The organism is Butyricicoccus porcorum (assembly GCF_002157465.1).
In the GTDB taxonomy this organism is placed as follows: Bacteria; Bacillota; Clostridia; order Oscillospirales; family Butyricicoccaceae; genus Butyricicoccus_A; species Butyricicoccus_A porcorum.
Window position 1 is genome coordinate 132,620 of sequence record NZ_NHOC01000002.1, and the last position, 12,349, is coordinate 144,968.

Consider the following 12,349-nt stretch of genomic DNA (forward strand, 5'->3'; position numbering starts at 1 on the left):
ATAAAAATTATGATACAACATTATACCGCATTCTGATGAAAGTGTGGAGAGAACTGACAGAAACAGGCAGGAAAATGTAATAATCAGTCAGACAGCGGACCGAATGCCCGTAAAAAAGCGAGATCGGGCAGTTCTCCCGACCTCGCTGCATGATTTATGTTCTATCCGGTCTTCCGTGGCAGAGGGTATGGTACAAACTTATGCCTTGTATGCGGTACCGATTTTGTCCGCTTCCATGATTGCGGCATAAACCTCATCCGCCGTGATATCCTTGCGCAGGTTCTTGGTGGACTGGGTCGGAACGCAGGCAGCTTCAGCAACCTTGCGGATTTCATCTTCCTTGACATCGGTGATACCGAGGTCAGCCAGCGTCATCGGCAGACCGACATCCTTCATGAATGCGAGAACCTGATTCATTTCGTCTTCAGATGCCTTCTCCAGCACCAGCTGTGCCAGTGTGCCGAAGGCAACCTTTTCGCCGTGGTACATGCCGTGTGCCTGCGGGACATAGGCAAAGCCGTCATTGATTGCATGTGCCGCTGCCAGGCCGCCGCTCTCAAAGCCGACGCCGCTCAGATAAATGCATGCCTCAACAACATTGTCCAGTGCATCGTTCGGCTCCTTGGCCTCGAGTGCTTCGAGTGCCTTTGCGCCGTCGCGGATCAGGATGTCATAGCACAGCTTGCTCATCATCAGTGCGGTGTTGGAGCACAGGCCGCGTGCCATGGTCTTGGCACCGGAATTTTTGCATGCGCGCGCCTCAAACCAGGTTGCCAGCGCATCGCCCATACCCGCTACCAACAGGCGCTTCGGGGATTTTGCAATGACTGCGGTATCGACCAGGACGAGATCCGGGTTGCGCTTCATCAGCAGTGCCTTGATGACAACACCTTCCTCGTTATAAATAACAGCGACGCCGCTGCACGGGGAGTCGTTGGATGCAACGGTCGGGATAATGATGAGCGGATAGCCGCCGAGGTTGGTGACAACAGCCTTTGCCGTGTCGATGACCTTGCCGCCGCCGACGCCAATGACGACATCACAGCCGGTTTCTGTGACAACCTCCATCACGCGGGAAATTTCCGCCTTGGAGCATTCGCCGTTAAACTCGCAGAAAACAACTTCCTTCTCAACCGATTTCAGGCTTTCCTCAATTGCGTCGCCGACACGCTTCTTGTTGTTTGCAGAACAGAGGACGAGGAATTTTTCACCCATCTTCTTGGCGTTGCGGCCCAGATTGGCAAGCTCTCCATTGCCCTGTACATATTTTGCAGGGGATTTGATACCGTAAGACATAATAATATGACTCCTTTCCTATTTCCTGAGGGGAATCGGCACAATAAAAACCAGCATTCTCCCTTCTCTTACCCATAAGTGTATCAAAATCCTCTGCTGTTGTAAAGAACAAACAAAACAATACGGAAAATAATTCGAGAGCTTTATGGTATATGCTGACAAAAACAGCTGCCCTGGGAAGGCAGGGCAGCTGTGATTCAGAATTCAGTTTACTGCGCTCCGGTCCACGGTTGCGGGCGGGAGTTCTATGTCGGAATTGGTGTAGATGCTTTCATATATAAAGGTAAGCAGAGCATCGGACGCCTCACGAAGGTCATAGACGTAACACCATGCACCGCTGGAGGACATAATGCCGCCCCATGCGTCGACTGAATCACCGGGCAGTGCGAACTGCTCCAGTTTGAGATCTTTTTGCAGCAAAATCTGGGAGAACGACAGGATTTCGGTGTAATCCAGAGAGGTGGTGCACAGACTCAGGCATTCGCGGATGAGTGTCGGGTATTGCGTGGCAGACATATCGCGCGCCTTGCGGAACAGGCATGCCATGATTTCGCGCTGGCGGCTGGTGCGCGCGTTGTCGTTGTCGATTTTGCGGATACGCGAATAGAAAACAGCCTGTTTTCCGTTCAGCGTGATGTTTTCTCCGACAGAGAGACTGTCGTTATCCGGCAGCTGTTCGCGTTCCGCCTCGGTCAGATCGACCTCGACGCCGCCGACCAAATCGATAATTTCCGCCATTTCGCTGAAATTAACGGCAACATAATCGGTGATATTGGTGTTGAAGTTGGTGTTCAGCGTCTTGACTGCGAGCTGTGCGCCCCCATAAGCATAGGCGTGTGTAAATTTTTCGGTGACATCTTTGTCCGGGATGTAAACCAGCGTGTCGCGCGCGATAGAGGACAGCTTGATTTTATTGTGTTCGTAGTCGACGGACAGGATCATGGTTGCGTCTGAACGGCCTTTGTCACTATCCTGACTGTCAATGCCGAAAATTGCGATGTTGACAATGTTGGCGTTTTCCAGATCTGTCTCGTCGTTGACGGCAAGGCGGTCAGCCTGATTGGCGGCGATCTCTGCAAAGGCCTTGTCCTGTGTCAGTCCGCCGAAGAAATATCGGTATGCACCGAACAGAATACCTGCGAGAACGACTAAAATAATACAAATATATAGGATAATCGACTTGATTTTCATAACATGCCTCCTTCATGGTATTCAGTATACACGCGCCATGGCGAAAAAGCAAGAAACAGAAGGGCAACAAAAAGGAGAAGGAAATGTAACCGGGACAGTCCAGACATGTGTGCGGGCACGCAGAGGAATGACGGGATATATGAGCAAAACATACCCGAAAGTCAAATAAAAAGTAACCGTGCAGTTTAACGTGATAAAGGGATGCAATTGTCGGGTTAACAGAAAATTGGTGGACATATGGGGTATACAGAAGAAAAAGATGGAAAAAATCACGAAAAATTTTGTGGGAAATGGTACAAAAATTTGTAAGATGTGCTATAATATCCTCATGTGATACAAAAGAAATCGATGTGACAATGTAAGAGATGCAAAATAAAACAGGAGGAAAGTATATGAAAAAATGGGTTTATGAGTTCCATGAAGGCAATGCGGACATGCGCCCGCTTCTGGGAGGCAAGGGCGCAAACCTGGCGGAGATGACCAATCTCGGCCTTCCAATTCCGAATGGATTTACGGTGACGACGGAAGCATGCACCGATTATTATAAGCAGGGCAAGCAGATTTCGCAGGAGATTCAGGATCAGATTTTCGCGGCACTCGGCGTGCTCGAGCAGCAGCGCGGCAAGAAGTTTGGCGATGAGTCCGATCCGCTGCTGGTTTCTGTTCGCTCCGGCGCACGCGCGTCCATGCCGGGCATGATGGATACCATCCTGAACCTCGGCTTGAATGACGTATCGGTTGAGGGCTTTGCACGGAAGACCGGCAATCCGCGCTTTGCCTATGACTCCTACCGCCGTTTTATCCAGATGTTCTCCGATGTCGTCATGGAAATGAGTAAATCGTTCTTTGAAGGCATCCTGACTGAGCTGAAGGAATCGCGCGGTGTCAAATATGACACGGAACTGACGGCAGACGACCTCAAGGAGCTGATTGGCCGCTATAAGGCGATTTATAAGGAAAAGATGGGCGCGGAATTTCCGCAGGATCCGAAGGTGCAGCTGATGGAGGCGGTCAAGGCGGTATTCCGTTCGTGGGATAACCCGCGCGCTATCGTCTACCGCCGCATGAACGACATTCCGGGCGACTGGGGCACCGCAGTCAACGTACAGTCGATGGTATTCGGCAATATGGGCGATACCTCCGGCACAGGTGTTGCGTTCACCCGCAACCCGTCCACCGGTGAAAAGGGTATTTTTGGCGAGTACCTGATTAACGCACAGGGCGAGGACGTCGTCGCGGGCATCCGCACTCCGCAGCCGATTACCCGCCTCGCGGAAGACCTGCCGGAGTGCTATGCACAGTTTATGGATATTGCAAACCGCCTGGAAGATCATTATCGCGACATGCAGGACATGGAATTCACGATTCAGGAGGGCAATCTGTTCTTCCTCCAGACCAGAAACGGCAAGCGCACGGCGGCTGCGGCAATGAAGATCGCATGTGACCTCGTCGATGAGGGCCGCATTACGCCGGAGGAAGCGGTTCTGCGCATCGAAGCCAAGTCGCTCGACCAGCTGCTGCATCCGACCTTTGATGCGTACGGCCTGAAGAACGGTGAGGAAATCGGACAGGCGCTTCCGGCATCCCCCGGTGCGGCGGCAGGTAAAATTTATTTTACCGCAGAGGAAGCCAAGGCAGCGCATGAAGAGCGCGGCGAAAAGGTCATTCTTGTCCGTCTGGAGACCTCGCCGGAGGATATCGAAGGCATGCACGCATCTGAGGGCATTCTGACCGTCCGCGGCGGCATGACCTCGCATGCGGCGGTTGTTGCACGCGGTATGGGTACCTGCTGTGTTTCCGGCTGCGGTGAAATCCAGATCGACGAAGAGGCAAAGGTATTTACGCTTGGCGGCTATACGTTCCACGAAGGCGATGAAATTTCGCTCGACGGCACGACCGGCAAGATTTATAAGGGTATGATCCCGACGGTTGACGCATCGGTCAGCGGCGACTTCGGTCGTATCATGGCGTGGGCGGACAGCTTCCGCAAGCTGCGCGTGCGCACCAACGCGGACACTCCGGCGGACACCGCGAACGCAGTTCGTCTGGGCGCGGAAGGCATCGGCCTGTGCCGCACCGAGCACATGTTCTTCGAGCCGGAGCGCATCCCGAAGATCCGCAAGATGATCCTGTCTGACACGGCAGAGCAGCGCGAAGCAGCACTCGCAGAACTGCTGCCGTTCCAGAAGGGCGACTTCAAGGCGATGTATGAGGCGCTCGAAGGCCGCCCGATGACCGTGCGCTATCTCGATCCCCCGCTACATGAGTTTGTTCCGACCGATCCGGCGGACATCGAAGCGCTGGCGAAGGACATGGGCATGACGCCGGAGGAGGTGCAGCAGAAGTGTGACGAGCTGCACGAGTTCAACCCGATGATGGGACACCGCGGCTGCCGTCTGGCTGTCACGTATCCGGAGATCGCACGCATGCAGACCCGCGCTGTCATGGAAGCTGCGATTGAGGTCAAGGCTGAAAAGGGCTACGATATCGTTCCGGAAATCATGATCCCGCTGGTTGGCGACCGCAAGGAGCTGAAATTTGTCAAGGACATCGTCGTCGAGGTCGCGGAGCAGGTCAAGGCCGAGAAGGGCTCTGATATGCAGTACCATATCGGCACGATGATTGAAATCCCGCGCGCGGCACTGCTGGCAGGTGAAATTGCCGAGGAGGCAGAGTTCTTCTCCTTCGGTACGAACGACCTGACCCAGATGACATTCGGCTTCTCGCGCGACGATGCAGGTAAGTTCCTTACCTCTTATTATGGCGCCAAGATTTACGAATCCGACCCGTTTGCACGTCTCGACCAGAGCGGCGTTGGTCAGCTGATCGAGCTGGCGGCAAAGAATGGCCGTGCAACCCGCCCGGATATCAAGATGGGTATCTGTGGTGAGCACGGCGGCGACCCGTCCTCGGTTGCGTTCTGCCACAAGGTTGGCCTGAATTATGTCTCCTGTTCGCCGTTCCGCGTGCCGATTGCACGACTCGCGGCAGCACAGGCAGCACTGGAAGACAAATAAACGGTTAAACGGTTGATATGCAGGGCACATTGCTGAGAGATCGGCGGTGTGCCCTGCTTTCTCAAAAGAAGAATGGAAAAGGGGCGCGGGATGACAGGCTGGGATTGGGAAATCTGGAGAAAAAACAGCGTGCGTGCGCTGAAAATTGCGATCGGCAGCTGTATGGCAATTTTTATTGCGGAACTGTTGCAGCTGGACTATGCCATTTCGGCGGGCACGATTGCGCTGCTCTCCATCGTTACGACAAAATGGGCAACCGTCCGGCTGGCATCGGCGCGCCTGCTGTCGTTTGGTTTTGCTGTGGTAGCTGCGCGCACGGTGGTCTATTATATGGAAAGCACCTGGCTCGCTTTTGGTGTGTATGTGTTTGTCGTTGTCATTATCAGTTACATGCTCAAATGGGATCAGTCCATTTCAGTCAATGTCGTGGCGGGCGCCCATCTGGTGATGGCGGAGGAATTTACCGGGGCTGCCGTGATAAATGAATTTCAGCTGGTATGCATCGGTATCTGTATCGCAATTGTGCTCAATCTGCTGTTTCCTGACCAGAAGAAGACCATTATACGCAGTATGCGTGAGACGGAACAGATGTTGCAGGACATTATGGAAGGGCTGGCGGATTATCTGCATGGCCGTGAAATGGATCGCAGTGTCTGGGAGGAAATCACGGAACTGGAGGACAAATTGGAGCGTGCAGTTGCACGCGCCTATGAATATCAGGACAACACCTGGGCCTCTCATCCGGCGTATTATATCCGGTATTTTGAAATGCGCGCGCGGCAGTGCAGCCTGCTGCACAATCTGCATGAGGAAATGCGCAGGATACGGTGTATGCCGCGACAGGCAGAGATTGTATCCGGCTATCTTTTGTATCTCAGACAATACGTTGTGGAAATCAATGCGACGGATGCACAGATGGAGCAACTGACACAGATTTTTCAGCAGATGCAGTATCAGCCGCTTCCGAAGGACAGACAGGAATTTGAAAATCGTGCCATTTTGTATCACATTCTCATGGATATCGAGGAGTTTTTGTTGCTGAAAAAGCGATTTGTCGAAACACTGGACGAAAAGCAGAAAAAAATTTACTGGAATACATCCGGGCGGTAAAATGGGAGTCCGGGACAGAAAACAGTGCGTACAGAGGCGAAACAGCCCCTGCACCGCTGTTTTTTCTTTTACAAATAGAATGCGGTAAAAAGAAATATTTTGCGAAAGCGCGGCAATGCGGCACGGGCTAGCCGGAGAGCGGGAGAAATCGAAACGGAAAGAAGAAATACAGACAGCGTGCACGCACACGCAACAGCGAGACATTTATCCATATTCGTTAAGAAAATGACGGAATGCACGCAATGTGCACGCGCACGCGTGCAGTGTGCATCTATCGGAAAAAACTAATTATTGGAAAAAACCAAAGGAAAAAAGTAAAGAAAACAGCAATTAAGTGATAATATTTGGAAGAAAAAGCGAGAAAAAACATGGATAAAAAGGAAATGAATGACAGATTGCACAAATAAAGAATCGCAAAAAATCACAACAGAACGCAATATTTCTATAGAATATTCAGGGAGAATGGTGGAAAATGGGAAAAATTATCCTATATTTCACAGACAATTGAAGAAAAGAAAAAATGCAATTGAGCTTGAGCAAAAAAATGGATGTTAATAATATACAAAAACGGAGCGTTTTTCTTGGAAAAGTTGCATGAAATCTTGTGAGTTTACCAAAACAATTCCCGAAACGCTTGCAATTGTAACATTTGAGTGATATTCTGAATACATCCAAAAAGTCATGCGTGAATCCCAAGCGCGCATGGCGAAAAAAGAAGAGGAGAAGAACTATGAAACTGAAGAAAATGATGGCAATGCTTCTTGTCGGCGCCACTTGTGTCGGCATGATGGCAGGTTGCGGAAGCTCTGGCAGTTCTTCCGGCGGCAATGGCTCAGCAGAATCTACTGGTTCTGGCGAGAGCGGAAAAATCACGCTCGTTATGGCACAGCGCGATGAGTTCCTGTCCACGCTCGAAGCAGCAGCTACCAAGGCAGCAGCGGAAAAGGGCTACAAGCTGACCGCACAGGACGCACAGTCTGACTCCCAGAAGCAGATTCAGTTCGTTGAAACCGCTAAGAATGGCGGCGAAGACGCTGTAATCGTCAACCCGGTTGACTCCGATGCAGCTCAGTCTATTGTCGATGCAGCTGGCGACATGCCGCTGGTATTCGTTAACCGTCCGCCTACGGATCTCCACGTGCTCGACGCAGAGAACGTAGCATTCGTTGGTTCCGATGAGGACACCTCCGGTTACTTCCAGGGCGAGTATCTGGCACAGTACTACAAGGACAAGGGCCAGACCGAAATCAAGTACATCCTTCTCCAAGGTATTCTTGGTCAGGTTTCCCAGATCAAGCGCTGCGCAGGCGTTGTAAAGGCTCTTGAGGACAACGGCATCAAGGCAACTCCGGTTGTTGAGCTGGCAGCTGAGTACGACCGCGCGAAGGCAATCGACAAGATCAGCCCGGTTCTGACCTCTGGTCAGGAATTCGACTGCATCATTTCGAACAACGACGCGATGGCTCTGGGCGCAGTTGAAGCATGCGAGAACGCAGGCATCACCATCGATTTCCCGATCGTTGGTATCGACTGCACCAAGGACGGCGCAGCAGCTGTTGAGTCCGGCAAGATGGCTATGACCGTATTCCAGAATCCGGAAGGCCAGGGCATTGGTGCTGTTATGGCATGCGCAAACCTGATCGCTGGTAAGGCAATCAACGAAGGCACGGATTACGATCTGGACAGCAACGGCGAGTCCTACAGCGATTCCATTATCTGGGTTCCGTTCGAGCCGGTAACCAAGGATAACGTAGCTGATTACATGTAAGTTGTACATTTGAGAGACTGTATCAACGAAAAATGAGTTGAGACGTTGGGGGCGTCGGACGATGTCTGGCGTCCCCAATTATCAAGTAGGAAAGGCAGGGTGAACAAAACGTGAGTGAAGAGTATATCCTCGAAATGCAAGACATTGTCAAGGAATTCCCGGGTGTCCGGGCGCTGAAAGGTGTCCAGCTGAAGGTTCGCCCCGGCACTGTCCATACCCTCATGGGCGAGAACGGTGCAGGTAAGTCGACATTGATGAAGTGTCTGATTGGCATTCAGCCGCCGACCTCTGGCAAGATTATTTTCGACGGCAAAGAAGTAGAGTTTAAAAACCCGCTGCAGGCGATGAATTCCGGTATTACCATGATCCATCAGGAGCTTTCTCCGGTCCCGGAACGCACCGTCTGTGAAAACCTGTGGCTTGGTCGCTTCCCGATGAAGAATCCCCTCATGTGCGACCACAAAAAGGCGCGTCAGGAAGCACTCGATCTGTTCCAAAAGTGGAAGCTCGATCTGAATCCGGACGATATGATGAAGGATCTGACGGTTGCGAAGCAGCAGATGGTAGAAATTGCAAAGGCAGTTTCCTATGACGCAAAGGTCGTCGTTATGGACGAACCGACCTCCGCTCTGACTGAGACGGAAGTTGAGCACCTGTTCAGCATCATTGCTGATCTGAAGTCGAAAAACGTTGCGATTATCTATATCTCTCATAAGATGGATGAGATTTTCCGCATTAGTGATGATATTACCGTATTCCGCGATGGCGAGTACGTCGGTACAGACCGTGCGGAAAATCTGGACGTAGACAAGCTCGTTACCATGATGGTAGGCCGCCAGGTAGGCAACATGTTCCCGAAGGTTGACTGCCCGATCGGCGACGTTATTCTGGAGGTCAAGGATCTGGCATCCGGCAGAGCGTTTGAGCATGTCAGCTTCGACCTGCACCGCGGCGAGATCCTCGGCTTTGCAGGACTGGTCGGCGCAGGCCGTACTGAAATTGTAGAGACCATCTTTGGTATCCGCCAGAGAACGGCTGGCCAGATCTTTATCAATGGTGAAGAAGTACATATCAAGAGCCCGGAGGATGCGATCAAGAACAAGATTGGTCTTCTCACCGAGGACCGTCGAGGAAACGGTATCTTCGGACTGCTTGACATTACCGAGAACACCGTTATGGCTAACTTGAAGAACTATGGTTTCCCCCAGAATCATAAGAAGATGAAGGAAGATGCCATCAAGTGGAATAAGGCAATGCGCACCAAGACTCCTTCCATGGAGCAGAAGATCATGAACCTCTCCGGTGGTAACCAGCAGAAGGTTCTGGTAGCGCGCTGGCTGCTGCTTGATCCGGACATCCTGATTGTCGATGAACCGACCCGTGGTATCGACGTCGGTGCAAAGGCAGAAATTCACTCCATCATCACGAAGCTCGCCGGTGAAGGCAAGGCAATTATCATGATTTCCTCCGAGCTTCCGGAAGTATCCGGTATGGCTGACCGCATGATCGTCATGTACGAAGGACATATGATGGGTATCCTCAACCGTAACCGCGAAAGCGATACACCGTTTGATTCTGACGAAGTCATGAAATATGCGCACGGCGAAAAGAACGATTTCGCTACCGCAAAGTAAAGAAAGGGGAGACTGAAACATGGAAGCAACAAAAAAGGGCTTTGATTTCAAAAAATTCATGTCTAACAACGCAATGTGGTTCGTCCTCATCGTTCTGGCAGTCCTGCTGACGATTGCGCGTCCGGCATTCCTGACGGTCGCAAACATGACTACATTGTTTACATCCGAATCCATTAAGGGTATTATCACCTGTGGTGTCTGCTGGTGCATCCTGTCCAAGGGCATCGACCTTGGCCCCGGTTCCGTAGCAGCTCTCGCAGCAGTTATTTCCGCATCCTTTGCACAGCAGTCCGACGCGCTGAACAGACTGCACAGCATCCATCTGCCGGCAATTGTTTGTATCATTATCGGTATGATTATCGGTGCTGTCATCGGTATTATCGTTGGCTGGCTGGTAGCTTACACCCACATTCATCCGTTTATTGCAACCCTCGGCTCTCAGCTGATCTGCCGTGCACTTGCTAAGATGTATTCGTCCGCTCCGGTATCCAATCTGGATCAGAGCTTCCGTAACTTCGCAATCTACAAGATTGCAGGCATCCCGATGGTTGTATTCATCTTCCTGCTGATCTTCATCATCTCCTGGTTTATGATGACCCAGTGCCGGTTCGGTAAGAATATCTTCGCAATCGGCGGCAACGATCAGGCAGCTCGCGTAGCTGGTATCAACGTAGAGAAGAACCTCGTTCTGACTTATATGTGGTCCGGCATCTGTGCAGGCCTTGCAGGCGCTCTGCTGGCAGCACGTACCGGTTCTGCTGACCCGTCCACCAACGGCCTGCAGTACGAGTTCGACGCAATCGCAGCAGCTACCGTAGGCGGCACCTCCCAGACCGGTGGTGTTTGTAGGATGTCCGGCGTTCTGTCCGGTATCCTCGTTCTCGGCGTTATCAACAACGGCCTGGTTCTGCTGGGTGCAAACGATAACCTGACCCAGATTATCAAGGGTCTCATCATCGTAGGCGCCGTAGTTGTTGATATGAGAAAGAACGCGAAGAAGCCGTAAGATCTTTTCTCTTTTCAAAACGAAGGACAGCGGGCTGTGGAGAAATCCACAGCCCGCTTTTATGCCTATATGCAAAAAAACTACGCCCGCATTTGCGGGCGTAGTTTGATGTCTGTGTTGAACTTATCGGGCAGCGACAGCGGCCTTGAGCGCGTCGATGCGGTCGGTCTTTTCCCATGCAACATCGAGGTCAGTGCGTCCCATGTGACCGTACGCCGCGAGCTTCCGGTAAATCGGACGGCGCAGGTCGAGATCGCGGATGATGGCACTCGGACGCAGGTCGAAGACCTTCTCCACTGCGGTTTCGAGCACTTCGTCGTCGACAACGCCGGTGCCGAAGGTGTCAACCAGGATGGAAACCGGCTGTGCCACGCCAATGGCATAGGCGAGCTGGATCTGGCACTTGTCTGCGAGGCCAGCTGCGACGATGTTTTTGGCGACATAACGTGCAGCATAAGCAGCAGAACGGTCAACCTTGGTCGGGTCCTTGCCGGAGAATGCACCGCCGCCGTGCGGAGCCGAACCGCCGTAGGTGTCGACGATAATCTTTCTGCCGGTCAGACCGGAGTCGCCTTGCGGACCGCCGATGACAAAGCGTCCCGTCGGGTTGACAAAGATGCGAGTCTTCTCATCGAACAGATCGGCCGGAAGCGTCGGCTTGATGACATACTCGATCATATCGCTGCGAATCTGCTCGAGGGAAGCCTCCGGGCCGTGCTGGGTGGACAGGACAACCGTGTCGATATGAACCGGCTTGTTGGTGTCCTTGTCATACTCAACCGTCACCTGAGTCTTGCCGTCCGGACGGAGGTAATCCACAACACCGGCCTTGCGTACCTCGGTCAGCTTCTTTGCCATTTTGTGAGCGAGAGAGATCGGCAGCGGCATCAGCTCAGGCGTTTCATTGCAGGCATAACCGAACATCATGCCCTGGTCGCCGGCGCCACCGGTGAGATCGGCTGTCTCATCCGCCTTGCTTTCCAGCGCCTTGTCGACGCCCATTGCGATATCGGAGGACTGCTCGTCCAGCGTCGTAACAACGGCGCAGGTATCACAGTCGAAACCGTATTTTGCACGGTCATAGCCGATTTCGCGCACAACACCGCGTGCGATTTTCGGGATGTCTACATAGCAGTGGGTGGAAATCTCGCCCATGATGGAGATCAGGCCGGTGGTAACGGTGGTCTCGCAGGCAACACGCGCCTGCGGATCGTTTTCCAGGATTGCGTCAAGGACAGCGTCGGAAATCTGGTCGCAGATTTTATCCGGATGTCCTTCGGTTACAGATTCAGATGTAAATAAAAATTTGCCCATAGTTGGAATCCTC

9 protein-coding genes are annotated in these 12,349 nt (G+C 52.3%); 6 read left to right on the top strand and 3 right to left on the bottom strand.

What is annotated here, in order from left to right:
- Positions 1-198: 198 nt before the first annotated feature.
- Both CBW42_RS02025 and CBW42_RS02030 read right to left on the bottom strand, forming a co-directional pair.
- Entirely contained in the window at positions 199-1,296 is a 1,098-nt protein-coding gene (locus CBW42_RS02025) for a glycerol dehydrogenase (RefSeq protein ID WP_087017245.1), read from the bottom strand.
- A gap of 204 nt (positions 1,297-1,500) precedes the next feature.
- On the bottom strand, positions 1,501-2,487 hold the full coding sequence (locus CBW42_RS02030; RefSeq protein ID WP_087017247.1) for an LCP family protein: 987 nt from the start codon (positions 2,485-2,487) through the stop codon (positions 1,501-1,503).
- Between the two features lie 392 nt (positions 2,488-2,879).
- Between CBW42_RS02030 and ppdK the strand changes: the two genes are divergently transcribed.
- From ppdK to CBW42_RS02055, 6 genes are all read left to right on the top strand, one after another.
- Positions 2,880-5,504 (top strand): pyruvate, phosphate dikinase, encoded by a 2,625-nt coding sequence (gene ppdK, locus CBW42_RS02035; RefSeq protein ID WP_087017249.1) that lies wholly within the window; start codon positions 2,880-2,882, stop codon positions 5,502-5,504.
- Between the two features lie 90 nt (positions 5,505-5,594).
- Positions 5,595-6,614 carry an aromatic acid exporter family protein gene (locus CBW42_RS02040; protein WP_087017251.1) on the top strand — a complete coding sequence of 340 codons (1,020 nt, stop codon included), beginning with the start codon at positions 5,595-5,597 and terminating at the stop codon, positions 6,612-6,614.
- Between the two features lie 387 nt (positions 6,615-7,001).
- The gene (locus tag CBW42_RS14590; RefSeq protein WP_165761014.1) at positions 7,002-7,169 is read left to right on the top strand and encodes a hypothetical protein; all 168 of its coding nucleotides are present in this window, start codon (positions 7,002-7,004) and stop codon (positions 7,167-7,169) included.
- A gap of 175 nt (positions 7,170-7,344) precedes the next feature.
- A complete protein-coding gene (locus CBW42_RS02045; protein WP_087017253.1) occupies positions 7,345-8,382 on the top strand; it encodes a sugar ABC transporter substrate-binding protein in 1,038 nt (345 codons plus the stop codon).
- A gap of 134 nt (positions 8,383-8,516) precedes the next feature.
- Complete coding sequence (locus CBW42_RS02050) at positions 8,517-10,016, top strand: sugar ABC transporter ATP-binding protein (protein ID WP_205703604.1); 1,500 nt, start codon at positions 8,517-8,519, stop codon at positions 10,014-10,016.
- 19 nt (positions 10,017-10,035) lie between these two features.
- Complete coding sequence (locus CBW42_RS02055; RefSeq protein ID WP_087017256.1) at positions 10,036-11,022, top strand: ABC transporter permease subunit; 987 nt, start codon at positions 10,036-10,038, stop codon at positions 11,020-11,022.
- A gap of 123 nt (positions 11,023-11,145) precedes the next feature.
- Here CBW42_RS02055 and metK read toward each other — a convergent pair whose 3' ends face one another.
- On the bottom strand, positions 11,146-12,336 hold the full coding sequence (metK, locus tag CBW42_RS02060) for a methionine adenosyltransferase (RefSeq protein WP_087017258.1): 1,191 nt from the start codon (positions 12,334-12,336) through the stop codon (positions 11,146-11,148).
- Between the last annotated feature and the right edge of the window lie 13 nt (positions 12,337-12,349).